This is a genomic window from Olleya sp. 1-3, assembly GCF_002836085.1.
GTDB lineage: Bacteria > Bacteroidota > Bacteroidia > Flavobacteriales > Flavobacteriaceae > Olleya > Olleya namhaensis.
The window spans coordinates 145,503-169,575 of sequence record NZ_PJBW01000006.1 but is presented as its reverse complement, the minus strand read 5'-3'; the positions used below and the strand labels follow the sequence as shown (position 1 = coordinate 169,575).

25 protein-coding genes and 1 tRNA gene are annotated in these 24,073 nt (G+C 31.3%); 5 read left to right on the top strand and 21 right to left on the bottom strand.

What is annotated here, in order from left to right; genetic code table 11:
• Nucleotide 1 precedes the first annotated feature (1 nt).
• The 16 genes from CXF54_RS08565 to udk all read right to left on the bottom strand — a co-directional run bounded on the left by CXF54_RS08565 (nucleotide 2) and on the right by udk (nucleotide 16,566).
• Nucleotides 2-766 (bottom strand): ParA family protein, encoded by a 765-nt coding sequence (locus tag CXF54_RS08565; protein ID WP_090839866.1) that lies wholly within the window; start codon nucleotides 764-766, stop codon nucleotides 2-4.
• A gap of 302 nt (nucleotides 767-1,068) precedes the next feature.
• Complete coding sequence (locus CXF54_RS08560; protein WP_101203224.1) at nucleotides 1,069-1,761, bottom strand: hypothetical protein; 693 nt, start codon at nucleotides 1,759-1,761, stop codon at nucleotides 1,069-1,071.
• A gap of 129 nt (nucleotides 1,762-1,890) precedes the next feature.
• A complete protein-coding gene (locus CXF54_RS08555) occupies nucleotides 1,891-2,979 on the bottom strand; it encodes a hypothetical protein (RefSeq protein ID WP_101203223.1) in 1,089 nt (362 codons plus the stop codon).
• Nucleotides 2,980-3,133: 154 nt separating this feature from the next.
• A complete protein-coding gene (locus CXF54_RS08550) occupies nucleotides 3,134-3,730 on the bottom strand; it encodes a hypothetical protein (RefSeq protein WP_101203222.1) in 597 nt (198 codons plus the stop codon).
• Between the two features lie 142 nt (nucleotides 3,731-3,872).
• Nucleotides 3,873-4,613: a phytanoyl-CoA dioxygenase family protein gene (locus CXF54_RS08545; RefSeq protein ID WP_101203221.1), complete on the bottom strand. Its 741-nt coding sequence runs from the start codon at nucleotides 4,611-4,613 to the stop codon at nucleotides 3,873-3,875.
• 140 nt (nucleotides 4,614-4,753) lie between these two features.
• Nucleotides 4,754-5,296, bottom strand: coding sequence for a hypothetical protein (locus tag CXF54_RS08540; RefSeq protein WP_101203220.1), 543 nt, complete (start codon nucleotides 5,294-5,296; stop codon nucleotides 4,754-4,756).
• Nucleotides 5,297-5,980: 684 nt separating this feature from the next.
• Nucleotides 5,981-6,283, bottom strand: coding sequence for a hypothetical protein (locus CXF54_RS08530; protein WP_101203218.1), 303 nt, complete (start codon nucleotides 6,281-6,283; stop codon nucleotides 5,981-5,983).
• A gap of 316 nt (nucleotides 6,284-6,599) precedes the next feature.
• Complete coding sequence (locus tag CXF54_RS08525; protein ID WP_101203217.1) at nucleotides 6,600-7,145, bottom strand: TPM domain-containing protein; 546 nt, start codon at nucleotides 7,143-7,145, stop codon at nucleotides 6,600-6,602.
• A gap of 104 nt (nucleotides 7,146-7,249) precedes the next feature.
• Nucleotides 7,250-7,771 (bottom strand): hypothetical protein, encoded by a 522-nt coding sequence (locus CXF54_RS08520; RefSeq protein ID WP_232782597.1) that lies wholly within the window; start codon nucleotides 7,769-7,771, stop codon nucleotides 7,250-7,252.
• Between the two features lie 150 nt (nucleotides 7,772-7,921).
• Entirely contained in the window at nucleotides 7,922-10,567 is a 2,646-nt protein-coding gene (locus CXF54_RS08515) for an ATP-binding protein (protein WP_101203216.1), read from the bottom strand.
• 316 nt (nucleotides 10,568-10,883) lie between these two features.
• Nucleotides 10,884-13,004, bottom strand: coding sequence for a methylmalonyl-CoA mutase (scpA, locus tag CXF54_RS08510; RefSeq protein ID WP_090839834.1), 2,121 nt, complete (start codon nucleotides 13,002-13,004; stop codon nucleotides 10,884-10,886).
• On the bottom strand, nucleotides 13,004-13,615 hold the full coding sequence (locus CXF54_RS08505; protein WP_157823419.1) for a hypothetical protein: 612 nt from the start codon (nucleotides 13,613-13,615) through the stop codon (nucleotides 13,004-13,006). The genes scpA and CXF54_RS08505 overlap by 1 nt, the downstream gene beginning before the upstream one ends.
• 12 nt (nucleotides 13,616-13,627) lie before the next feature.
• Nucleotides 13,628-14,320 (bottom strand): hypothetical protein, encoded by a 693-nt coding sequence (locus CXF54_RS08500; protein ID WP_090839830.1) that lies wholly within the window; start codon nucleotides 14,318-14,320, stop codon nucleotides 13,628-13,630.
• Nucleotides 14,321-14,334: 14 nt separating this feature from the next.
• On the bottom strand, nucleotides 14,335-15,657 hold the full coding sequence (locus CXF54_RS08495) for a methylmalonyl-CoA mutase subunit beta (protein ID WP_101203214.1): 1,323 nt from the start codon (nucleotides 15,655-15,657) through the stop codon (nucleotides 14,335-14,337).
• A complete protein-coding gene (locus CXF54_RS08490; protein ID WP_090839826.1) occupies nucleotides 15,650-15,949 on the bottom strand; it encodes an FtsB family cell division protein in 300 nt (99 codons plus the stop codon). The genes CXF54_RS08495 and CXF54_RS08490 overlap by 8 nt, the downstream gene beginning before the upstream one ends.
• Nucleotides 15,950-15,957: 8 nt before the next feature.
• Complete coding sequence (udk, locus tag CXF54_RS08485) at nucleotides 15,958-16,566, bottom strand: uridine kinase (RefSeq protein ID WP_090839824.1); 609 nt, start codon at nucleotides 16,564-16,566, stop codon at nucleotides 15,958-15,960.
• Between the two features lie 221 nt (nucleotides 16,567-16,787).
• Between udk and CXF54_RS08480 the strand changes: the two genes are divergently transcribed.
• A tRNA-Pro gene (locus CXF54_RS08480) sits at nucleotides 16,788-16,862 on the top strand.
• Between the two features lie 88 nt (nucleotides 16,863-16,950).
• Here CXF54_RS08480 and CXF54_RS08475 read toward each other — a convergent pair.
• Nucleotides 16,951-18,315 (bottom strand): NAD-dependent succinate-semialdehyde dehydrogenase, encoded by a 1,365-nt coding sequence (locus CXF54_RS08475; protein ID WP_101203213.1) that lies wholly within the window; start codon nucleotides 18,313-18,315, stop codon nucleotides 16,951-16,953.
• A 182-nt stretch (nucleotides 18,316-18,497) separates the two neighbouring features.
• Here CXF54_RS08475 and CXF54_RS08470 point away from each other — a divergent pair, with 182 nt between their 5' ends.
• From CXF54_RS08470 to CXF54_RS08460, 3 genes are read left to right on the top strand one after another with little or no spacing between them, the layout of a single operon-like run.
• Nucleotides 18,498-18,824 carry a YtxH domain-containing protein gene (locus tag CXF54_RS08470; protein ID WP_090839820.1) on the top strand — a complete coding sequence of 109 codons (327 nt, stop codon included), beginning with the start codon at nucleotides 18,498-18,500 and terminating at the stop codon, nucleotides 18,822-18,824.
• 1 nt (nucleotide 18,825) lies between these two features.
• Complete coding sequence (locus CXF54_RS08465; RefSeq protein WP_101203212.1) at nucleotides 18,826-19,173, top strand: hypothetical protein; 348 nt, start codon at nucleotides 18,826-18,828, stop codon at nucleotides 19,171-19,173.
• 1 nt (nucleotide 19,174) lies between these two features.
• Nucleotides 19,175-19,375, top strand: coding sequence for a hypothetical protein (locus tag CXF54_RS08460; RefSeq protein ID WP_090839816.1), 201 nt, complete (start codon nucleotides 19,175-19,177; stop codon nucleotides 19,373-19,375).
• Here the strand turns inward: CXF54_RS08460 and CXF54_RS15860 are convergent.
• Nucleotides 19,368-19,523: a hypothetical protein gene (locus tag CXF54_RS15860; RefSeq protein WP_232782602.1), complete on the bottom strand. Its 156-nt coding sequence runs from the start codon at nucleotides 19,521-19,523 to the stop codon at nucleotides 19,368-19,370. The genes CXF54_RS08460 and CXF54_RS15860 overlap by 8 nt on opposite strands.
• 184 nt (nucleotides 19,524-19,707) lie before the next feature.
• Here CXF54_RS15860 and trxB point away from each other — a divergent pair, with 184 nt between their 5' ends.
• The gene (gene trxB, locus CXF54_RS08450; protein ID WP_101203211.1) at nucleotides 19,708-20,691 is read left to right on the top strand and encodes a thioredoxin-disulfide reductase; all 984 of its coding nucleotides are present in this window, start codon (nucleotides 19,708-19,710) and stop codon (nucleotides 20,689-20,691) included.
• Nucleotides 20,692-20,762: 71 nt separating this feature from the next.
• Here trxB and CXF54_RS08445 read toward each other — a convergent pair whose 3' ends face one another.
• The 3 genes from CXF54_RS08445 to CXF54_RS08435 all read right to left on the bottom strand — a co-directional run bounded on the left by CXF54_RS08445 (nucleotide 20,763) and on the right by CXF54_RS08435 (nucleotide 24,017).
• Complete coding sequence (locus tag CXF54_RS08445) at nucleotides 20,763-21,590, bottom strand: GIN domain-containing protein (RefSeq protein ID WP_090839809.1); 828 nt, start codon at nucleotides 21,588-21,590, stop codon at nucleotides 20,763-20,765.
• 203 nt (nucleotides 21,591-21,793) lie between these two features.
• Nucleotides 21,794-23,680 carry a PspC domain-containing protein gene (locus CXF54_RS08440; RefSeq protein ID WP_101203210.1) on the bottom strand — a complete coding sequence of 629 codons (1,887 nt, stop codon included), beginning with the start codon at nucleotides 23,678-23,680 and terminating at the stop codon, nucleotides 21,794-21,796.
• The gene (locus tag CXF54_RS08435; protein ID WP_090839805.1) at nucleotides 23,673-24,017 is read right to left on the bottom strand and encodes a PadR family transcriptional regulator; all 345 of its coding nucleotides are present in this window, start codon (nucleotides 24,015-24,017) and stop codon (nucleotides 23,673-23,675) included. Before CXF54_RS08435 ends, CXF54_RS08440 begins: the two co-directional genes overlap by 8 nt.
• Nucleotides 24,018-24,073: the final 56 nt, after the last annotated feature.

The following is a 24,073-nucleotide window of genomic DNA, read 5'->3' as shown; positions in this document are numbered from 1 at the left end:
ATTAGGAGTTTTTTGTAATAATTTCTTTCGCTAAACTTAAATAATTGCTGGCACCTTTACTAGATGCATCATAATTTATAATGCTTTCTCCATAACTTGGTGCTTCACTTAACTTGACGTTACGTTGTATAATGGTTGTAAAAACCATATCGTTAAAATGCTTTTGCACTTCTTCTACAACTTGGTTTGATAAGCGTAAGCGCGAATCGTACATGGTTAGTAATAAGCCTTCAATATCTAAATCTGGATTGTGTATTTTTTGTACACTTTTTACTGTGTTTAGTAATTTTCCAAGACCTTCTAATGCAAAATACTCGCATTGGATTGGTATAATTACAGCATCTGCAGCAGTTAACGCATTTAAGGTTAATAGGCCTAAAGATGGGGCACAGTCAATTAATATATAATCGTAGTCGTCTTTAATTTCTTGTAATGCTTTTTTAAGCATGTATTCGCGTTGATCCTTATCTACAAGTTCTATCTCAATAGCAACTAAATCTATATGCGATGGAATTATATCTAGGTTAGGCGTTTCTGTTTTTAAAATGGCCTCTCTTGCTGTATTGGTATGCTCTAGTAATTGGTAGGTACCAACTTCTACAGTCTCTACATCTATACCTAAACCTGAGGTTGCATTAGCTTGTGGGTCTGCGTCAATTAAAAGTACTTTTTTTTCTAAAACACCTAGTGATGCTGCTAAGTTAACAGAGGTTGTTGTTTTTCCAACGCCTCCTTTTTGATTGGCAATTGCTATTATTTTACCCATTAATTTAAATTGATTTAAATGAAAATTTAGCTTTTAACTAAAGCTAAAAGTCCAGCGTAAAAATACAATTAATTATGAGGAATAAAAACCTTAGTTGTTAACATTAGGATAAATCAAAACGATACAAATCTTAAAACCTTTATTACGCTTTATTTTTATGTTTAGTTAGTCTCCTTACGGTTTGACTTGTAATGCTTTATAATTGGTGTTTTTAATGAAGATAAAAATAGGGATTATTGTAGTTCTATTTAAATTTATATAACAATAGAGCCGGATTTTAATATGTAGGCTAGAACTATCAATTAATTAGATGCTGGGTTTTTAGTAGTTTTTCCAAAATCAAATGCTTTAAATAATGCTCCATCTCTATTGATTATCTGAAATTCATTTTCATTCCATTTGGTTTTATACAAATTGTTATGAAAGTCGTAAATTCTATTTTTTAATAGATGTTTTTCTAAAATTTTAGTTCCACTTTTATTGGCTAGTTTAATATGTGCATTTTCTCCATTTTGGTCAATTCTATAAATTATAGAAACTCTCAAATCACGTTTCTTATTCCACTTAGATAGTTTTTTATCCTCTGTTTCATATACAAATCCATGGTCACTTATTTTATGCGTAATGGTAAGTAAAATTTTCGCTTTTTCAGTGTTGTTCTTTAAAGTGTCAGATATTACCTTTTGAAGTATTTTTAAGATGACTTTGTTTTTTTCGTATTGGCTTAAATTAAAATAATTGTCAAAATTAAATGCGCCAATAGTGTATTGAGAAAATCCAACTGCTGTTACTTTATATGTGTTATCTGGAATTTTAGATGTAATTCTAATATTTAATTTTCCAATGCCGTCAAATGTGAATTTATTTGGAATTAGATACCAAAAGATGTCTTGAACAACTTTGGTGGTTTTATTAAAGTCTAATTTTGTAAATCCATTTGAAAATTCTTGCGAAAATTCACTTTCAATACTTATGTCTGTTAAATATTTTGCCATTTTCTCAAATTACTTGCGGTATTATTTATGATTGCGCTGTATGTTTTAAGTATTAAATTTAATAAATAAAAAATGAATAGAAAATTGGCTGCGCTTTATTGAATAGCACAAAAGGCTTGTAAAGTAATGTTATTCCCGTCTCATTTGGTTAAATCCGCTAATTTCTAAAATAGCTAGGATAACGTCATCTTGATCAGACTTTTTAGACCATCCTTTTTCTGCTAATAGTGCTCTAACTTCGCTTTCTGATTTTTCCATTTCAAAAAGGTAAATAGCATACTCTAGTACTTTTTTTGGGATTTTTTCTATTATAGTTTTTGAAGACGAAATATAAACTTGACTAATCGCTATTAAAAACGGAAATACCATCTGAAAAATATAACTTAAGATCAATCCAATCCAACCTGTATTTAAACTTTTGATGCTTAAACCATTTTCTATACGCAGTCGCATAAACTCAAAAAAGCCAAGTCCTGTAAAATTGTTTTCAGAAATTATTATTTGGTATTGCGTAAATTGATTGGTTATAAACATTACAACCACTATTGCGCCAAGTATAATATTTGTGATACTAAAGTCTAAATAATTGGTGCTTTTTAAAACTTGACTGAATAAATATCCGATGCCTAATCCCAGACCCAATTCATAAACTCCGATAAAATAAGTAAAATGTACGGTTAGAAATGCAACGATAACACCAAATAAAATGGCAATAATCAATCCGCCTAGTAGTGTTAACATCAAATTTGGTGGGCTTGTTACTTTTGGTTTAGGTAACTCTGATGGTATTTTATAATCTGCCCAACTATTTTCGTTTTCTAATTTTGTTTGTAACTCATCTAACTTTCCAGTCTGTTGATATTCTGTAGCCAATTTTTTAAAAAGGGCAATAAAAAGACCGGTTCTTTTAGAGTTATTTCCAAAATCAATAAAATTACCTTGTAGTGTTTTGCTATGCACCTCAATCCTTCCTGATGCGTTTTTTGTGACTGTTATCTTCTCTGTTAATTTATTCCAATCGTTTTTTCTTTTGGCTTCAATAGTTGTTTTGTTACTGTAAACAATAGGCCATTCTAGTTTTTCAAAAACTTCAATAATTAATGGGATTATTTGATTGTTTTCAATGTCTGTTTTGAATGTTTCTTTAAACTCAGGCTTGTATTTAAAACTGTATTTTCTTTTAATTGTAGACTGTAAGTTTTCGTATTTTGCGTTCATTAACGTAGTACTGGATTGGTTTTAGTTTATGATTAGTGGTGTGTTTACGCAACTAATTTTGCAAAAATTAAATTAACTAGAGGGAATTCCGCAGGAATTTTCCAGATCAGCACTTACTACAGCAATTAATTATACACGGTCTTGTGGTTAGTATTTATTTCGTTTTATAATAATCTAAACGTTCACAATCCATACAAAATCTATCTTTAAGGAATATTCCAGTTCCAAATCCAGAAGAGTGTAAAGTCATTCCGAAGTTTTTAATATAAATTATTCCCTTAATATTCTTATTGGAAGAATTTCGGATTTTTAATTTTTCCGATACAATTAGTTCTTTGTTTTTAAATAAAAAACAACTGTCGTTTTTTATTTTTATCAAATTTACATCTGCGTATTTATCATTATAAATTGGTTTTAAACGATATGTTCCGCTAAATTCAGAAACGATTTGGTTGTAACTGTTCAAATTCGAAATCGTTTGGATTCTATCCCAAATGTAAATATCGAATATCTCATTTTCTCCTAAAAGATTTTTGTATTCAGGAATCAGAGTTGAGTCAGATTCAGTTTGGGTTTCCTGTTCCAATAACTTTGTGAAATTCATTCCAACATTGTTTTCTGTTTTAGAAATTAATTCAGTCAGCGAATCATTTTCTTTTTCTAGAATTTCTTTTTTAGCAGTTAGTTTTTCTTCATTATGGTTACAAGAAGAAACTATAATTATAAATACAAGTAGGAAAGTTTTTTTCATAGTTTGAGTTTTTTATATTAACCACAACGTGCTTGTGCATGACTTAGTATGCGTGATTAAGTAACTAAATTAATAAATAATAACTAACGATTAGTGAAAATCGGCAGAATTTTGAGACACGTATAAAACAAGCATATTAATTTTATACATAGTTGGCAACAGGCTTTTCTATTTCAAAATGTTCCAACCAAGCCAGCGGTTTAGTTAATTTATGTTTATTAAATTCTAAATGTATTACTCGTCTTTTCTTTCCGTTTGTTGTTCTATTTGAAGCATGTAATGTCAAAGGTTTCATTAGCATTGCTCCGCCTTTTTTTACTTCACAAACAAATTCGCTATCTATGTTCCAATCTTTAGAGTCAGCACGAACTATTCCTTTTAAATGAGATTTTGGAATTACTTTTAATGCTCCGTTCTTTTTGTTCGTTTTGTCTAAATGAATTCGAATTGTTATTGTGTCTTGTAAAATCTCAATTGGTGGTTGCACTCCGTGTTGTCCTTTTTTAAAAGTCCAATTCAAATAATTTTTTGAATCTGCTTTTTTATCAACCGATATGCTCAAATCTTGGTGGTAAGCAACAAACCAATTTGATTCGGTTGGTTTATCAAAATAGATGGCTTTTGTCAAGAAATATTTGGATTCTGAAAGGTCAGAAATTAATTCAGTCAGTTTTTTGTTAAACAACAAATTACTTAATTCAGGTACATTTTTGATTAATTGTCTAATCGCAAATAAATCCTTTGTTTTCATAAACGAATTCCCGTCCTGTTCAGTATTTTCGATACAAGCTAAAATTTCACTTATTTCGTTGTCCGAATATAAGTGAGCTAAAACGGAAAACCCATTTTCTTCAAGTTCTATTTTGTTTCTTGCGTAGTTCATTTTTTAAGCTTGTTGAGAACGTTGTTGTGTATGGTTAATTGCGTGATTTAATGAACTAAGTTAGCAAATAAATCACAGATAGAAAATCCGCAGGAATGTTCGGTAGTAGGCTTAAAATAAGCCATTAATTATAGAAGGTGTTACCTGCTGGCTTTTTTTATTTCTTCAATCAGTTTGTTTTCATTCTGCCTATTTCTGCCCATTGAAACTATTGAACTTTTTTCGTCAAGGTCACATACACTATTTACAAGTATTTTTTTGTAGTCAAATAATATTGTAATCTGTTCGCCCCAACTACCAGACAAAAATCCTGGATGTGTTTTCGCAATAATTACTTTTGAATTCGAAACATATATATGCCATTCCAATTCCTCTGCAACTTTATCTATGATTTTCTTTAATTGCGATTTATTGAGATTGGTATTTACTTCTTTAAATTTTAATCTGCTTTTTTGTAAGTAGAAAAAAAGAATTCCTAGTAATGTTGGTATTATTAAAAACCAAATTTCTCCTGATTTTATGGGTTTAGGTGAGTTCTCAAAATAATCTTTTAGATGCTTAAAGGCAAATGTAACAGGCATTATAAAACAAAAGCCTACAATTCCATAATGCTGAACCTTTTCCCAAAAACTCAATTTAAGTTCTCGGTTTTCTAATCCATATTTTACTTTCTCTTTAGTCATTTATCTGCTAGCTTTATTTCGCTCGTTTTATTTTTTTCCAATTTCTATTTCAATGTCTTTTTGTTTACTGTTTTCAGTTAAGTTCAACTTTGACAATATTTTATTCGTAACAGGTCTACAATAATCAATGTCGTTTTCACTTCCAGCGCAATTCAAACAACTAGAATTATTATAAAAGATATAACTATCATTTATAATTAAATCTCTACCAAGATGCGAGTTAAGATAGCTTGAAAACATTTTCATTTTTCTTGATATTTTCTCTCAATATTTTAAGTCCGAAATATTATAAGTGTCAAAAGCTATTAAAGGATACCAATATTCATTGTATGTTTCTTCTCTTAATTTTACTATTATAGATTTTGTTCTGGAAAATTCAATTCGTCCAATCGGTTTTATCGAATCAAGATTTTCAATATCATATTCAATTTTATAATTACAATGTTTTGAGTTATTAATGTCAGGTTTTGAAGCACACGAAAAAAAACAGAGTTAATAATATGAATAGGATTTTCGGCATTCTCAATGTTGGTTTTCAGCTTGCAGGTAACGTTATTGTGTTTGGTTAATTATGTGATTTAAATAGCTAATTCAGCAAATAAATCACAGATAGAATATTCCGCAGGAATGTTTGTAAGTAGGCGAGAACAAGCAATTACTTATAGCCATTGTTGTGGTTAGTATTTAATTAATTTCATCAATAAATTTAACTTCTATTAAATATAATCCATCTTTTTCAGCAGTTTTTTCTATAATATAATATTTTTTAAAAGGTTTCTTATTGAAGAATCTATATTTGGATGTGTTATCAAATTGATTTAACCAATCATAATCTTTTATATTTAGACCAATTGTATCTTGTACTTTTAATTTTTTTATATTAAATGCGTCATTTTTTTTTATTGCATCAAAAAATATTTTATCGGCCATTTCGATACGATAAAAATATTTTTTTCTGTTTTTATTTTTACTGTATATATACTTCATTGTATTATCATTATTCTCAAAATAAAAATAATAAGTTTCTTTATCATTTAGAATTGTCTGTTTATTAAACGAACAACTTAAAAGAAATATAAGGATTAAGATTAAATTAAAAACTTTCATAATTAATTACAATTAGGTGTTGATGTTGAATTTTGTCCCAATGCTTGATTAAAACATAAAATGCTTAAAAAAATAAATCCAAATGTTAGTTTAAAGTTCCTCATTTTAGTTAATTCATCGTTGTTGTGTATGATTTTGTTGCGTGGTTTAAGGAACTGATTTGATAATTAATTTGTACATTGTTGTAAACAGTACTTTATTTCCATTTTGCCATTATTTCCGTCAAACCTTTTTCAATTCCGTTGTAATAATTTCCGTTTTTAAATTCAGGAATAATGGTTTGGTCAAGTATATTTTTACAAATTTTGTCAGTCAAAATTTTTTCAGTTCCAAATCCTGTCGTAATTCTTATTTTTCTCAAATTTGTACTGAAAACAATAGACAGTCCATTGTCTTTTTCTTTTAAACCAATTCCGTTATAATTTGATAAATCAACCGCAAACTTGTCAAAATCCGAGTATTTCCCAATAGATTCTATTGAAACGATTGCTATTTGATTAGTTGTGTTTTTCTCAAATTCTCTAATCGTTAAAGTCAATTTTTCCAATTGCTCCATAGTAAAGACAAATTCATAATCATTTACTTGTCTTTTCAGTTTAGGTAAATCACTTTTGCCTAAATCATATGCAGAAAACTCAACTTTTGGTGCGTTTGTTTTCGGTTCTGTTTTTTCTATTTGTTTTGTTTTACAACTAGAAATAGTCAAAAAAACTATGAATATTATTTTTAAAATCGCTTTCATTCGTGCTATTTACAATGTGTTAGTGTATTGGAATTAGTAAATACATAACTGCCTTTGTTTAATCTAAAATAGCAATTATTTTTATACGTTGTTGTGCAACGTATTTATATTTTCTTAATAATCCAATTCGATATTTTTTCAATTCGGAATATTATAATTAGTGTCAAAATCGTTTTTAGAATATAATTCGCAATCGCAAAATCAGGTAATTCAATTTCTTCATTTCCACTCAGCATCGAAATAAATATAGAGCAGTATTCAATTAAGTCAGGAATTAGATAAATTAATTTTGCCAACCAAATAATTCCGACTGTCAATAAAATCACTTTTGTCAGTGATTCAGCGTTCAGTTCCGTTTTTATTTCAATGTCTGTTTTTATTAGTTTGTTAGAAATCCAATCGGCTTTTAGAAATAGAAAAAAGGAAACAGCAATATTCGCAATAGTCAAAAAGATTCCAGTAATATAGAATTTTTCAATCGGTTCATTCAATAGCTCATCAAATCTTGATAAACTAGCAACATTAAAGACTGAAAAGAAATATGAACCAAAATGGTCAAAAATTTTCGTGAATAAATATATTCCAGCTATTCTAATTGTAAGAGCTGTTAAAACTCGGTTTGTCATTAACTTTCGGTTTTGGTCATATGTTGCACAACGTTGTTGTATATGAAAAGTAGCGGATTTTACACACTAACTTTTCGTTTAATAACTGACCTTTGTTTTATTGTTTATCTTTTGTTTAAGCACCATAACCGCTATTTTTTATATACGTTGTTATATGCTTTTTTTCATTATATCTAGATGGTCAATAATTACATCTTTTCCATTAGCTTTACCGATTGAAGCGGAGAATTCTTTTTCATCTGAAGAGATGTCTGACTGATCTTCAATTTTTGAAACCTTGATGCCCCAACATTCAGACATAGTCTCTGTTATTATTCCTTGTAGACTTTTTGAGTGAAACCATTCCCAATTATCTTTAGGCCAACTTACATAGTGGTCGGAACTTCCTGTTTGTAAAATACCTGGAATACCTGATTCAACACCAAAAACATAGTCGAATAATTCTACTTTGCAAGTGTGCTCTTTTTCATATGTTTCAACAGAAGAGTCCCAAATAATTAAAAAATTCTCACTCTTACTTGCGGAGATAATTTCTTTTATTTTCGGGTAATTCACTATTCCTGTCTTGTGATAGGCAATATTTAGATCTCCTGTTAATCCACCACATGCTCTAATAATAGAAGCACAAGAGATTTGAATTTCATCATCTAATTGCAGTTTAGCTAATAATTTTGCTTGCTCTGTTGACCATTTTTTAATTGCTTCTTCAGAGGCAATAGGTATGCCTATATCTCTAGAAGCTCTATGACTTGTGCCAGTAAAAATTCCTAACAACCCAGTTAAACCAGAAGTTCTCATACCTCCAACGGTAACGACACCATTAAAAGAAAATCTCTCCTTTTTTTTATGACTCCTATATTCTTCTCTATATATTAACCCTCTACCAATTACCTTACTATTTTTATCTTTTATTAAACGTATATTTTTAGAAATTTGGGTTGCAAATTCTTTTTCTTCCTCATTTAACATTTTGAAATATGAATTGCCAATTATTCTTTTAATAAATTTTAAAGGGCTAATTGAAATCCAATCATTTGCTTTAATTACTTTTTTAGATTTTCCTTTTTCTTCTAAAAAAATATTACAATCTATACTAGGACATAATGATTCAATTAATTCTATTTTAGATAGTTTTCTATTTCTCTTAGTGCCTTCTAATATTTTATTCAGTGTTTCACTATTTGAAAACCAAACTTTAATTCTTGTCCCACCATCTTTAATTTGTTCTTCTAGTTTTGCTTTTCTTAATAGAGGTCTAGAGGTCGCACCATCATTAAATTCAAGAACCATTGTTGTGTCCCTTCCTTTTTCAAAACGTTTTGAGCTTATATTAGCTCTTTTTCCCCACATAAAAATTGAGAAAAAACCGATGCCATATTTCCCAGTTGAACTAAATCCTTTGGATTCCAAACTAGGTAATTCTTCATGCATTAGTGGAGTGCCCCAAAATGATTCCCCGAAATCTAAAAATGGACCTGTTAAAACTTTTTGAGACATTCCAACACCATTATCTTTAACTTCAATATAATCCCCAAATTCGTCTTTATCAAAACGAACCGTAATATCCCCAAATTCAGGCTTTTCTTTTTCAAGAATTCTCCTTGCTCTTATGGCATCTGATGCATTTTGAATTAATTCTCGCAGAGGAACAAGGGTGTTTTTACCATATAATTGATCACCTCCAAGACTGCTAACCAATTTAGCAACATTGGAAACTTTAATTTTTGTGTCAACCGGACTCCAACCTTCTACGGTTATTAGTTTAGAAAGTCTTTTTGGATCTTCCACTGAAGCTACACCATTTGCTTTTAATCTTTGTCTATTAGTATCTAGTAATAACGAATCGACTTCTTTAAGCTCATTATCTATCATTTTCAATGTGTCATTGCAAATCCACCAACTATCAACTTCATTAATTTTAAATGGTGATTTTGAAGTGAAGACTAATCTGCTTCGCTCAAGTCTAGGTTGATATAATTTTTGTTGAAAATTCCAATGAGTATCTGAAAAAGTGGATGGTTTTCGGATTGTTCTAAGAAATGAAGGAGCTCTTCTGTCATCAATTTGAGTTGCATCAGCAATGCGTAAAATACATGCAAGTTTTATTGGGTCAACTGTCCAAATAGATGGAAAAATGCCTGGAGCACCAAGGACTTTAGGTAACTTACTTTCTAATTCACCCACTGACCACCAATGACTATGGGCAATTAAGCCAATGATTGTAGCATATGATTCTCTTAATTCACTATTTTCAATTAAATAGACATCTTTGTCTTCTGAATTTTTCCAAGAAACCAAGGCTAGTTTTTCAGCGTGTTTTGCATGTAAAGATCTAAGAACATTTTCTGTTGCTAGTTTTTCAGTTTCAATATCTAATTTTAATAAATCCTTTTCTTCAATTGGTCTTTTGAGTTTCTTTTTGAGAATTGACGCAACAGTGTCATTCCAAATAGGTTCTTTTTTTAATTCATTAATTCCATTGGGAAAAGAAGCTAGTCCCATGCCAAGGTCATGGATTAGAAAAGTTCCTCCTAAAACAAATGCTTCTGCTGGAGTTAATGCAAAGTCATCTTTTGCAACTAATTCCGCAGTTTCCCATAACGCATCAAGATGTGTAATATCATGTACAGTAAATTCAGGTAAATCTCTAGCAATTTCTGCTGCTAATATTTTAGCTTTATCTCGAAAATTTTCAAATTGTACTCTTAGTAATTCTCTTTCTTTTTGATAAGAGTCAGGTTCAAGTTGTTTACCTAATGTTTTTTGCCAAATTGAAGTTTGTTCGTATCTATTCATCAATATTTTTTTTGTTAGGTAATTGCATATAACTAGTTATATAATCACTTTTATTCCCCATATCCCTATTTTTTAAGGGATATGATTACTTTTTGTTCTAGTTAAGTAACTAAACTATAAATAAAAAATGTAATTAATTGGTTTGGTTGTTGTCACGAAGTTAGTTTTTTAATATTAATTCCCGAATGATTTTAAATAAAATTACCGTGCAGTTATTAACAAAACTGTGTATAATTATAACGCATAAAAAAAGTGCAAGCTATGTCAGCTCACACTTTTTACTATTATTATGTTATTTGCTATTTAAAAACCGAGATTAATCAATCAAGATTTCTAATATTTTTATTGCCGCATCGCTAATTTTTGTTCCAGGACCAAAGACAGCAACTGCGCCAGCATCAAATAAATATTGGTAGTCTTGTTTTGGTATTACACCACCAACAATTACCATAATATCTTCTCTGCCATACTTTTTAAGCTCTTCTATAACCTGTGGGACTAATGTTTTGTGTCCTGCTGCAAGAGATGACACACCAAGGATGTGCACATCATTTTCTACTGCTTGTTTTGCAGCTTCTTTAGGCGTTTGAAATAAAGGACCTATATCCACGTCAAAACCAACATCTGCATAACCGGTAGCGACTACTTTTGCGCCACGATCGTGCCCGTCTTGCCCCATTTTAGCAATCATAATACGTGGTCTACGACCATCCTGCTCTGCAAATTGATCTGCTAGTGCTTTTGCTTTCGCAAAAGATTTATCGTCTTTAATTTCTTTACTATACACGCCAGAAAAAGATTTAATTTGTGCTTTATAACGTCCAAAAACAGCTTCTAAAGCATCACTAATTTCGCCTAATGTTGCACGCTCTCGCGCTGCAATTACAGCTAAAGCTAATAAATTTTCTTTACCTGTTTTAGCTGCTTCTGTTAAATTTGCTAAGGCATCGTTAACTTTGGCAGTGTTTCTTTCGGCTTTAATTTTTTCTAATCCTTCAATTTGTTGTAATCGTACTGTTTGATTATCAACTTCTAAGGTTGTAATAGCATCTTCTTCATCTAAAACATATTTATTAACGCCAACAATAATGTCTTGACTAGAATCTATACGTGCTTGTTTTCTAGCAGCAGCTTCTTCTATACGTAGTTTTGGTATACCAGCTTCAATAGCTTTAGTCATACCACCAAGTGCTTCTACTTCTTCAATTAAAGACCATGCTTTTTCAGTAATATCATGTGTTAGTTTTTCGACATAATAACTACCTGCCCAAGGATCTACCGTTTTTGTAATATTGGTTTCTTCTTGTAAATATATTTGTGTGTTACGTGCAATACGTGCCGAGAAATCTGTTGGTAATGCAATAGCCTCATCCAGTGCATTGGTGTGTAAACTTTGTGTACCTCCAAAAGCAGCTGCGGTAGCTTCAATAGTGGTGCGGGCAACATTATTAAACGGGTCTTGCTCCGTTAAGCTCCAACCACTAGTTTGACAATGCGTACGCAACGCTAAACTTTTTTGGTTTTTTGGATTAAATTGACTCACTAATTTTGACCAAAGCATACGTGCAGCACGCATTTTAGCAATTTCCATAAAGTGATTCATACCAATTGCCCAGAAAAAGGATAAACGCGGTGCAAAGGTGTCTATATCCATTCCGGCTGCTAATCCTTTTCTAATATATTCTAGTCCATCTGCTAGGGTGTAAGCCAACTCGATATCGCAAGTGGCACCTGCTTCTTGCATATGATAACCAGAAATACTAATACTATTGTATTTTGGCATATGCTTACTAGTGTATTCAAAAATATCCGAAATTATTTTCATGGACGGAGTAGGTGGGTAGATGTACGTATTACGCACCATAAACTCTTTTAAAATATCATTTTGAATGGTTCCGGCTAGTTGTTCTGGTTTTACACCTTGCTCTTCTGCTGCAACAATATAAAACGCTAAGATGGGTAATACAGCACCATTCATAGTCATGGATACCGACATTTTATCCAACGGAATCTGGTCAAATAGGACTTTCATATCTTCGACTGAGTCTATTGCAACTCCGGCTTTTCCAACATCTCCAACCACACGCTCGTGATCAGAGTCATAACCTCTATGTGTTGCTAAATCAAAAGCAACGGATAGTCCTTTTTGTCCTGCCTCTAAGTTACGTCTGTAAAAGGCGTTACTTTCTTCAGCGGTACTAAATCCTGCATATTGACGGATAGTCCAAGGTCTTCTAACGTACATGGTACTGTAAGGTCCACGTAAGTTTGGCGCTAATCCAGCCACAAAGTCAAGGTGATCGACGTCTTTTAAATCGGCCTTAGTATATTCCGATTTAACCATAATATCTTCCGCAGTTAAAAAAGAAGACACGTGTTGCGTTTCCTTTTTAATAGGCGATTTTAGGGTGATATGTTTAAGGTCTTTTCTAGCCATTATTTGACGATAGTTTTTTGGATGAATGTATTGTACTTCCTATTCAACATAGAGCGAAAGGTTATAATAAAAGATTTATAATTAGAACTAACCGCATAAATGGTTGCGTAACTTGTTGGTTCTGTCCCTGACTCAATTTTATATTTAGCCATAAAGGCTTGTGTCTGTTTGTTACCTGAGTATCCCGACTTTAATTTGGTACAAGTACTATTAGATACTGATGCACTTTCTTGACAAGATTGCGATACTAAAGCCGACATATACCTAGAGTCTTCTTTACTAAAAGGATAATAGTCCATCATTTTTATAGATACGTCCGTAGTATGATTTAATGTTCTAAAAAAATACACGTTTTTTTTAGAGTATTTTAAAATATTAAAACGCATAATTTCGGTTTGTCTGGCAACCGAGTCTTCAATAGCGCCCAACAATCCAGCATATTGATCTACAGTGTATTGTTGTAATGTATTAGGTAAATACACATCAATATTGTCTTTGTCTAAATTAAAGTATTGCCCAAAAAGATCATCTTTAACAGTCGTTTCTTTTGTCTCTTCTTTACAAGAAAAAAAGAACATTAGAAGTATTGGTATGATGATTTTTATTTTCAAGCGTGCAATATATTAGTCGTGGTTATGTCCTGCGTGGTCGTCTTTTTTAGCAGGTGTATTTGGTGTTATAGTCGCATTAGTAGCTTTTTTGTCAAGATCTCCTGGTAGTACTTCGCCAATATTATTTGATAGGTTTACTTTACTAAAGTCTACCGTATTAAATTTAGAATAGTATAAGTCTAAAGCTAAAAAAGTAGCTAAATACGTATCTCTAGCGTAAGACGAACTGCTTCTTAATGCTGGCGTAAACAATTCCGATCTCATGCTATTTGTACTAATTAAAGACACCAAACTTTGTTGTAATTTTTTGTCTTTAATATTGTCTATAATACAAGTAACAACTGGACTTGTGTAGTTTAAATGTGTACCGTCCCATAATTCTGGTTTTGATTTAAGTACATCATAAATAGCTTTAGAGTGTGGTGTAATGGTCGCTTCTAAGTTAATTCTATTAGAAATCGAATTATTAATATAAGCTCTATATGCTTTTAATTTGTTTTGACCTTTCTGATCGTATTTAGTAAGTATATCTTTTTCAAAAGCATACAATGCTTCTTTAATAACAGCGTCATAACCAGAATTGCAAGTCACAGCGTCCGGTTGGTCGGCGTATTTAAATTCTGATAATTTTGCTTCACTTTTTTTACAGCTTACATTTAAAGCTATAACTAATACTAATGCAATTTTAAAAATACGTGTGTTCATAGTGTAATAATAGTTTATTCAGTTTTTAATCTGTTTTGTTCTAAAGTTTCTGCTAATCGCCTTTCTATGATAGGTTGGATTAGTGTTTTTCTTGGATTAATTTTCAGAAAAGGAAACAGCTCAAGATCATGTTTCATTTTATCATTTTTATTAGGATGCTTATTGGTCCCTAAAAGTGTGATTGTACCGTCATCAAACTGTTCTTGTTCTTTGGTAGCACTTTCTTTAATCTTTTTCTGTATTGTACCTTCTTTTAATTGTGCAATAAAACCACCATTTGCCTCAATTTCTTTAAATAAAGTTAAGGCTTTTTCTGCTAATTGAGACGTTAACGTTTCTATATAATAACTCCCATCTGCAGCATTATTTACAACATCAAAATAGCTTTCGTTTTTCAAAATTAATAATTGATTACGCGCTATACGCTCTCCAAACTCGTTATCCTTATGGTAAATAGCATCGTACGGTAAATTATAGACCGTATTTGCGCCACCTAAAATAGCACTCATACATTCCGTAGTGGTGCGTAACATGTTGGTGTTAAAGTCGTAAATAGTTTTATTGCGTTTTGTCGGGATGGCATGTATCAGCAATTTGGCATCACAATTATATTCTGCAGCCAGTGTGCTATATAAGACACGCAACGCTCTAAGTTTGGCTATTTCAAAAAAGTAATTGGTACTTACAGCGACATTAAAATTAACTGTTTTTACTGTAGCATTAGCAAAATCTGGCGCACTAAAATAGTCGTTTAAATGCGATAGTCCGTAAGCTAATTGCTGCATAATTGTTGCACCTGCATTTTGATATGCTGTGGTGTTAACCGTAATTTGGTTGTTAATTATTAAGCTGGTATTAGAGGTTTCAAACCAGTTTCCTGTTTGCGCTAAAAACCCGATTGGGTCAAAAATTAATAACGCTTTCGCGGAAATTTTGGCCAGGTTGTTTAAATAGTCTTGATCAGAAAATAAAAGCTCTAGCTGAATAGTAGTCGTGCTTAGATCAATGTTTTCTAACGTTTTTTCTATTGAAACTGCTTTATTAGGAATAATAAATTTTAAGGTTTCGGCACCTCTTTCAATCGCGTCTAATGCTTTTGTGTTAGATGCTTTTTCGTTTTGAACAAAAATGATCTGACCAATAGCCCACTGTTGTGGTTGGATTTTAAAGGTTTCACCCATTTCATCTTGATGATAAAATGGACGGACATCAATACCTTGATTGGTTTTCCAAATTAGGCTGTCGTTGTAGTCAGCACCTTTTAAATCGACTTGAATTTTTTGTTTCCAAGCTTTAGAAGATACTTTTTCAAATGCGGAAAAAAGTGAGTTACTCATTGTTTTTGGTCTTTAAGCTATCTGCATATTCGATGATATAAATATCTTCGTTTTCCTTTTTCATATAGTATTTCTCTCTAGCAAAAGTTTCTAAACCGTCTTCGTTAGTCAGTTTTTTTATAGCCTTCTTATCTTTTACTATTTCTTTTCGATAATACGTTTTCTCGTCTTCCAACTTATTACGTTCTTGGTTGACTTCGTTATGACTAAGTAAAGAATTGGTATCAAAAAAAACCATCCATACTCCAAACATGATTAGGATAATTATATATATGTTTTTATACCACTTCATGACTTAGCTTATTGTAGTTTTTCGTTAATTATAGTCTTTACAATGTCTACAGCAACCGTGTTGTATTTATTGTTAGGTATAATAATATCAGCATACTCCATCATTGGTTGTATAAATTGCTGATGCATTGGTTTTAATGTGTTTTGGTAACGTGCTAATACTTCGTCAATATCTCTACCACGTTCTGTAATATCACGTTTTAATCGTCTAATTAAACGCTCGTCACTATCTGCATGTACAAATATTTTAATATCAAACATCTCTCTAAGTTCTGGGTGTGTAAGTATTAAAATACCTTCCACAATCATTACTTTTCTTGGTTTTGTTTTAATGGTATCGCCTGTTCTGTTGTGTTTTACAAAAGAGTACACAGGTTGTTCTATAGATTCTCCCGCTTTTAAATCTTTTAAATGTTGTTCTAAAAGGTCAAAATCGATAGATCTTGGATGGTCAAAGTTAATTTTAATTCTTTCGTCGTAAGACAGGTGGCTCGTATCTTTATAGTACGAATCTTGTGATATTATTCCCACTTCACCTTCCGGTAATTGAGTTAATATTTGATTAACAACAGTTGTTTTACCACAACCAGTACCTCCTGCAATTCCTATTATCAGCATATTATTTTATTAAATCTTAGTAGGCAAATTTACTAAAATCTTTAGGATGAGTGTTACTCAAATTATGGAATTATAAATTAGTTTTGAATAATAATTCAATCGTTTTCGTCAAAAAATATCTTTTTTGAAAAATAAATTAATAATATAGCTTTGGTTTAAGTAAAAGATGTATATTTGCACCTCCAAAAAACATATCGTTTTGCGGAAAATTGATAATCACTCGGGGTGTAGCGTAGCCCGGTTATCGCGCCACGTTTGGGACGTGGAGGCCGCAGGTTCGAATCCTGCCACCCCGACAAAAAAGCTTCAGTTTTTACTGAAGCTTTTTTTATGACCTTTTTTGAACGGTTTCGGCGGTTTTTTTGCCAAAATCGACCAAAATTGTTACTTATTGATGTAAACGGTCTTGATGTTTACAAATTCTAATATTCCTTCTTTAGATAATTCTCTGCCATATCCTGAGGCTTTTGTTCCTCCGAAAGGTAATCTAGGATCCGATTTAACCATTTCGTTAATAAAAAGTGCACCATCCGGAATATCACTAATATTGTGATAAATGCTTTTAATGTCTTCGGTAAAAATCATTGTTCCGAGTCCAAATCGTGAGTTTTTTGCTAAATCTAAAGCTTCTTTTTTGTTTTTTGCTTTAATAATAGCTGCTACAGGTCCAAATGTTTCTTCATCAAAAATGGGCATATTTGGAGTCACTTCTGTGATAATTGTAGGTTGGTAAGCCGCACCTTTTCTTGTATTACCGTAATGTACTTTGGCGCCTTTTTCAAGCGATTTAGTAACTTGGTTTTCTAATTCTTCGGCTAAATCTTCTCTGGCCATTACACTAGTATAGGTGTCTTTTTGTTCTGGATCACCAATTTTTAGGGCTTTTACTTTGTCTGTAAACTGCTCTAAAAAGGTGTCATATATTTTCTCAGTAACTATAAAACGTTTTGCAGCAATACAACTTTGCCCATTATTTTGCATTCTAGCACTAACCATAGTGTCTATATACTTGTCTAAATTAGCATCGTCTAAAACCACACAGGCATTATTACCACCCAATTCTAGCACTGTTTTTTTAAGATTTTTAGCAGCTAGTACAGCAATACTTTTTCCTGCTTTTTCGCTTCCTGTTAGGGTAACTGCTTTTACAGTGTCATGTGCTATTACTGTTTCTATATCGTCATGGTTTACTAAAATAGTTTGGAAACAGCCTTTAGGATATCCCGCATCTATAAATAGTTTTTCCATTGCTAGTGCAGTTCCGGTTGTGTTGGACGCGTGTTTTAATAATCCGACGTTACCTGCTGTTAAAGTTGGTACTGCAAATCTAAAGACTTGCCAAAATGGATAATTCCAAGGCATTATAGATAGTATTGTACCTAAAGGATCGTAGCTTATAAAACTTTCATGCGCTTCTGTTTCAATAATTTGATCGGATAAAAATTTATCAGCATTGGTAATATAAAAGTCACATAATGTGGCACATTTCTTAATTTCTGCTATACTTTGCGAAATAGGTTTACCCATTTCGGCTGTCATTAATTGCGCATATTCTAGTGTATTAGTCTCTAAGAGATTAGCAACATTTTTTAGTAATTTAGTACGTTCAGGTATTTCGGTTTGACTCCAAGAATTAAAAGTAGATTGTGATAATTCTAAAATAGTTTCAATCTCTTTTTTGGTATGATAATCATAAGTTTCTAAAGTCTTACCAGTATAAGGGTTTTTGGTTGTTATTTGCTTTTTCATGATTTTGTTTTTGTTAAAATTATTAATTATCAATAATATTTAATGTTTTAGGATGGTATTTAACATAGATTTATCACTTTATTTAGATTTTTATTAAGAATAATTAAATCTATAAATTTTATCTTTGTGTAAGCTGATATTAGAACAATCAGTTGATTTATTAACCAAAAAAAAATTATACAATGAGTAAGAACACAAATACAGCATTAGGATTATTATTAGGTGGCGCAGTAGGAGCAGCATTAGGAATTTTATTTGCACCAGATAAAGGAAGTAAGACTAGACAAAAATTAAAAGAAGAGGCGGTTGCTACTAAAGATAAAATTGCAAATGAAGCATTGCATTTAAAAGATCAAGTAACGGACACGTTAACAAACAAAAAACACACGTTAGATGTGCAATTAGAAACTATAGTGTCTGATGCCAGTTATAAAGCGGATGACGTTATTACTACCTTAGAGAATAAATTAAAAGACTTAAAGGCTAAGAACAAAAAACTTCAAAAATAGTATGACTGTTTTTGAATCTATAAATGAATCTTCTAATGAGGCTGTAGATAAAGGTGAGACGTATTTAAAAAAGTCTCATGAATACTATAGGTTAAAGGTTTTTCAACAATTAACATCTTCTGTTAGTTTAGTTTTTAAGGCTTTTATTATTGGAAGCTTAGCGCTAATAGGTTTGATGTTTTTGGCTGTTGCTAGTGCTATTGCTATTGGTAATGAGTTGGATAGTCAACCTTTAGGATGTGTAATTGTCGGGTTTGTATTTTTGTTGAGTTCGGGACTATTGTATGCTTTTAGAAAGCATATCAACAATAAAGTAATACAGTCTATGGCTAAAACTTTTTTTAATTAATATGAATAATTATAAAACAGAAGAAGATATTGAACTTAGTCTGAAGCGTCTTAATTTGGAACGACAAATTGCTTTAGAAGAATTAAAATCCGTGAAAGGCGATTTTAAGGAATCCATACAACCAGCAAACTGGTTGCAGTCTGGGATAAAGTTATTTTCAAAATATGGTATGCTTATGTTAGTTAAAAAACTAATTAAGTAGCATACCGTTTATTATCATACAAAATTATACCCACTACAATGTTACGCTGGATAATTACACTTATTATATTATCGTTTATATCTGCAGTCTTAGGATTTGGAGATATAGTTGGTAATTTAGCTTTCTTAGCAAAGCTATTTTTCTTCATTTTTATTGGATTATTTATAACTTTAGTTTACAAAAAAGTTAGAGAATAATCTTCAAACCCTTATTACTACAAGTACTTTGGAAGGCAATAGTCAAAGGTTATCATTAAATAATAACTTTTAATAAGACTGTTGTAAGTTTCCTTATAAAAATTCTACTTTTGTAGTAGATAAAATGAAATTAATATGTCAGAGACAATAGAAAAAGTAAAATGCTTAATAATAGGTTCTGGTCCCGCAGGTTATACTGCCGCAATTTATGCAGCTAGAGCTAATATGAAACCGGTTTTATACCAAGGAACACAACCAGGTGGACAGTTAACAACGACAAATGAAGTTGAAAATTTCCCTGGATATCCTGATGGTATTACAGGTCCAGCTATGATGATGGAGTTACAAAAGCAAGCTGAGCGTTTTGAAACAGATGTTAGAAACGGTTGGATTACTAAAGTTGATTTTTCAGGCGACGTACATAAAGTATGGGTTAATGGAGAAAAGGAAATCCATTGTGATACAGTAATTATATCTACTGGAGCAAGTGCTAAATATTTAGGTTTAGAGTCTGAGCAAAAATACTTAAAACTAGGAGGTGGAGTTTCTGCTTGTGCGGTTTGTGATGGTTTTTTCTACAGAAAGCAAGAAGTTGTTATTGTTGGAGCAGGAGATAGTGCTTGTGAAGAAGCACATTACTTATCTAAATTATGTACTAAGGTTACAATGTTAGTAAGACGTGATGAGTTTAGAGCTTCTAAAATTATGTCTGAACGTGTTAAAAACACAGAAAACATTGAGATTTTATTCAATACGGAAACAGAAGAGGTTATTGGAGATGGACAAGTAGTTACAGGTGTTAAGGTACTTAACAACCAAACTAAAGCGTCACATTTAATACCTGCAACTGGATTTTTTGTTGCTATTGGACATAAACCAAATACAGATATTTTTAAAGGCTTCTTAGATTTAGACGAAACTGGTTACATTATAAATGCTAAACCAGGAACTTCTAAAACTAACATCGCTGGTGTTTTTGTAAGTGGAGATGCTGCAGATCACGTATACAGACAAGCAATTACTGCTGCTGGTACAGGATGTATGGCTGCATTAGATGCAGAACGTTATTTAGCTGCTAAAGATTCTACTTTTGAAGTAAGTACTTCTAATTACAATTAGAAAAATAACATATAAAATAAAAAAAAACCGAAGCATTTGCTTCGGTTTTTTTTATGTTTTAATATTTAAACTTAGTATTTCTTTTTCAATATCGCGTTGTCATCAAAATTATCAATTGTTATGGTTGGACTACCATAGATTTCGATAATTGAAGATCCAGAAGCATCAATGTTAAGCGCTTCCGTTGTTTGAATACTAGCTTGTGCTCTGTTTTCTGTAGTTATTTTTCCTGTTTTAGAGGTTAATTTTTCTCCGTGAAAATCTGAAGAGTTATCAGCATTCAATATTAAGTTACTAGTTTCTCCTTCAATTTTTGCATCAGCACTTTCTAGCATATCTACTATTATTTTTGGAGCATTAATTAACGCTTCAACTTTACTGTTACCATTTAGCTCTAATGTTGCAGCTTTTGCTGTAATATTAAGTTCAGCTTTAGCTTTATCGTTGTTTATTAATTTAAATAAATCACTTTCAATAGTTAAATATGCTTTGGCGTTATCAGATGTTGTTAGTGTTAGATCATCAAATTTTAAACTACTTGTAGAGCTAAGTTCTGCATCTTCTTTAAGCTCGATTGTATTTAAAGCATCGTTATAGTAAATAATAATTTCTAATTTTTTTTCTTGAAGTCTACCTGTTGTTTTAAGGCTTAGCGTATTTTCTTGAGAGATAACTTTTATATGTTCGTGTAGGTTGTCATCCGTTAATATATCTATTCTTGCAGAATCTCCTTTGACTAGTCTAACCTCAAATTTTTCGCTTAAAACCAAGCGTTCAAAATCATTAATACTGGTGGTTTCTGTCGTTAATACACGACTACCTTTTACTTTTTGCTTTTTTTGAGCAACAGCAAAAGTCGTAGAGAAAATTAAAAATATAAGAAGTATTTGTTTAGTCATTATCTATTATGTTTTGTTACATGCAAATATAAGCAAAAACCATCCCAAACTTTTTTGAAAGCTTGAAATGGCTGGTTTTTTTTGATTGATTTTTATTTCTTTTTTAAATAAAAATAGAAACGATTGTTGTTACTAGATACTCGATTAAGGTGATCATAACGGTTTGTTTTTTTGATTGATTATTGATTGACTAATTTGTAATATTATTTATTGTTTTTATGGTTTGTAATATTTATTCCATCTTCTTCATTAATAGTTACTTTTACGTTTTTAGTACTTGCTTTTGCGCCTTCATCATTAACTATAATATCTAAATTTTCGGTTTTAGCAACAATACCATCATTATTAACGACTAGTGTAGATTGGTTTTGGTTATTAGTGTTTGACTGATTATTACTGTTTATTTTGGTTTCATCCGTTTCTTCAGTGTCGCAGTCCAAACATTCTAATTTAGCACGTTTTACTAATAAAAAATGCTCTTCCATTCCGTTGTCTAAAATATCATTGTAATAATGTCTATTGTTTCGGTGATAGTTATATGTGCTTTCTTCTGCATATAAAACAGTTCCTTCTGGCAAGTATAAAGTTAGCTCAACTTCTTGATCTCTTGATATTTCGTTATTAGTAACCGTAAAGTAATTGTCTAAAATTAAGTTGTTGTCCACTAAAGTGTAATTATAACTTATGTTTTTAGCTCTGTTTTTTGCTTTGTTGATATTGCTACCTCTGGCAGATTTTTCTACTCTAAGTTTAGCAACACTATCCTTTGTAGATTTAACAATTAACCTAATCCCTTGAGAAAACACAACGTCATTACCATTGTCGTCGTTGGTATGCTGTAAACCATAATCTCTAATAAAACGTTCTGCAAACGTGTCATTATAATCCATGCTTACTACAAGCGTGTCATTAGTTTTAATGTTAGTTAACTGCTGTGTTTTAATATCTGACGCTTGCTCCTTATAGCTTAAGCCTTGCTTTGTACCTACAATTGCAATACCTATTACTGCTAATACCCATAATCCAATTAAGCTGTATTTAGCAGCGCTACCCATTGGCTTTAAGTTTTTTACTAATATTTTTAATCCTAAATAGATAAATAAAATAATAGGAATAACACTAACAATAAAAATTAAGACAGGTAACAACCAAAATAAACCATCCGTTCTGTCATAGGTTCTAACAAATTCTGAGGTAAAAAAGCTAAGATCAGTATCAAAAAAGGTGCCTATAATTAATCCTACAGTTAAAGCTATAATACCTGCAACACAAGATATAACTAGTACAATACCTATAAACTTAGAAAACACTTTAAATAAAGATGAAACTACGCCTCCTAAACTTCCAAAAAACGATTTACTATTAGATTTAATCTTGTTAGTATCTATTTTTTTTACGGTCTCTGATATATTATCTGAAGCTTGGTCAAACCCTTCTTTAAATTTGTCTGCATGTTTTTGAAAATCTATATTTTTTACATTTTCCGAAACACTATCAAACCCGTCTCTAATTTTTTTTTCGATGTTTGTAATGGTGACATCTTCTCCTGTCATGGTTAACTTATCCGCAGTAGAGGTTGCTTCTGGAATAAAAATCCATAGTATGATATATAAGAAAATACCTGTACCAGCTCCAAAAATAAGTAGTACCCAAATTAATCTAACCCAAACAACTTCAATATTAAAATAGTGTGCTAATCCAGAACAAACACCACCAACATAACTGTTTTCAGTATCTCTAAATAATTTTTTAGAGCCATTATTTTTAGATTTTGAACTAGAGCTTGTATAGCTTTTTTGAGTTGGTTCGTCTTCAAAAATGGCATCATCTACAAGATAGTCTTCTGGTTGTCCCATGATAGTAATAACATCATCAACCTCTTTGTTACTAATAACTTGACGGTCTGTTCTCATGCGTTCAGAAAACAATTCGGCAATTCTAATTTCTATATCTGCTATAATTTCAGAACGACCTTGAGAGTCAGTAAATGAACGTTTTATAGCCTCAAGATAGCGTTGTAATTTTAAGTATGCATCTTCATCTATATGAAAAAATATACCTGCTAAATTTATGTTGACTGTTTTATTCATTGTTAGTTGATTTAATTGATGTTACTATATTTACTGCATTTTGTAATTCGTTCCAGGTCGTGGTTAATTCCTTTAAAAATAGGTGGCCTGTTTCTGTTAAACCGTAATATTTACGTGGTGGTCCCGATGTAGATTCTTCCCAACGGTAGTTGAGTAATCCTGCGTTTTTAAGTCGTGTTAATAAAGGATATATTGTACCTTCTACTACTAGTAACTTAGCATCTTTTAGTGTCCCTAATATTTCTGCAACATAGGCGTCTTGATCTTTTAAGACAGATAAGATGCAGTATTCCAGAACACCTTTTCGCATTTGTGCTTTTGTGTTTTCTATTTTCATAAGTCTTTTCTAATGTTTTTTACAAGTCTTATGCAATTTGCATCACAGACATCAGT

Excerpts from the sequence above, each read along its gene's own strand:
- CXF54_RS08565 (WP_090839866.1), bottom strand. The coding sequence starts at position 766 with ATGGGTAAAATAATAGCAATTGCCAATCAAAAAGGAGGCGTTGGAAAA.
- CXF54_RS08560 (WP_101203224.1), bottom strand. The coding sequence starts at position 1,761 with ATGGCAAAATATTTAACAGACATAAGTATTGAAAGTGAATTTTCGCAA.
- CXF54_RS08555 (WP_101203223.1), bottom strand. The coding sequence starts at position 2,979 with ATGAACGCAAAATACGAAAACTTACAGTCTACAATTAAAAGAAAATAC.
- CXF54_RS08550 (WP_101203222.1), bottom strand. The coding sequence starts at position 3,730 with ATGAAAAAAACTTTCCTACTTGTATTTATAATTATAGTTTCTTCTTGT.
- CXF54_RS08545 (WP_101203221.1), bottom strand. The coding sequence starts at position 4,613 with ATGAACTACGCAAGAAACAAAATAGAACTTGAAGAAAATGGGTTTTCC.
- CXF54_RS08540 (WP_101203220.1), bottom strand. The coding sequence starts at position 5,296 with ATGACTAAAGAGAAAGTAAAATATGGATTAGAAAACCGAGAACTTAAA.
- CXF54_RS08530 (WP_101203218.1), bottom strand. The coding sequence starts at position 6,283 with ATGAAGTATATATACAGTAAAAATAAAAACAGAAAAAAATATTTTTAT.
- CXF54_RS08525 (WP_101203217.1), bottom strand. The coding sequence starts at position 7,145 with ATGAAAGCGATTTTAAAAATAATATTCATAGTTTTTTTGACTATTTCT.
- CXF54_RS08520 (WP_232782597.1), bottom strand. The coding sequence starts at position 7,771 with ATGACAAACCGAGTTTTAACAGCTCTTACAATTAGAATAGCTGGAATA.
- CXF54_RS08515 (WP_101203216.1), bottom strand. The coding sequence starts at position 10,567 with ATGAATAGATACGAACAAACTTCAATTTGGCAAAAAACATTAGGTAAA.
- scpA (WP_090839834.1), bottom strand. The coding sequence starts at position 13,004 with ATGGCTAGAAAAGACCTTAAACATATCACCCTAAAATCGCCTATTAAA.
- CXF54_RS08500 (WP_090839830.1), bottom strand. The coding sequence starts at position 14,320 with ATGAACACACGTATTTTTAAAATTGCATTAGTATTAGTTATAGCTTTA.
- CXF54_RS08495 (WP_101203214.1), bottom strand. The coding sequence starts at position 15,657 with ATGAGTAACTCACTTTTTTCCGCATTTGAAAAAGTATCTTCTAAAGCT.
- CXF54_RS08490 (WP_090839826.1), bottom strand. The coding sequence starts at position 15,949 with ATGAAGTGGTATAAAAACATATATATAATTATCCTAATCATGTTTGGA.
- udk (WP_090839824.1), bottom strand. The coding sequence starts at position 16,566 with ATGCTGATAATAGGAATTGCAGGAGGTACTGGTTGTGGTAAAACAACT.
- CXF54_RS08475 (WP_101203213.1), bottom strand. The coding sequence starts at position 18,315 with ATGAAAAAGCAAATAACAACCAAAAACCCTTATACTGGTAAGACTTTA.
- CXF54_RS08470 (WP_090839820.1), top strand. The coding sequence starts at position 18,498 with ATGAGTAAGAACACAAATACAGCATTAGGATTATTATTAGGTGGCGCA.
- CXF54_RS08465 (WP_101203212.1), top strand. The coding sequence starts at position 18,826 with ATGACTGTTTTTGAATCTATAAATGAATCTTCTAATGAGGCTGTAGAT.
- CXF54_RS08460 (WP_090839816.1), top strand. The coding sequence starts at position 19,175 with ATGAATAATTATAAAACAGAAGAAGATATTGAACTTAGTCTGAAGCGT.
- CXF54_RS15860 (WP_232782602.1), bottom strand. The coding sequence starts at position 19,523 with ATGAAGAAAAATAGCTTTGCTAAGAAAGCTAAATTACCAACTATATCT.
- trxB (WP_101203211.1), top strand. The coding sequence starts at position 19,708 with ATGTCAGAGACAATAGAAAAAGTAAAATGCTTAATAATAGGTTCTGGT.
- CXF54_RS08445 (WP_090839809.1), bottom strand. The coding sequence starts at position 21,590 with ATGACTAAACAAATACTTCTTATATTTTTAATTTTCTCTACGACTTTT.
- CXF54_RS08440 (WP_101203210.1), bottom strand. The coding sequence starts at position 23,680 with ATGAATAAAACAGTCAACATAAATTTAGCAGGTATATTTTTTCATATA.
- CXF54_RS08435 (WP_090839805.1), bottom strand. The coding sequence starts at position 24,017 with ATGAAAATAGAAAACACAAAAGCACAAATGCGAAAAGGTGTTCTGGAA.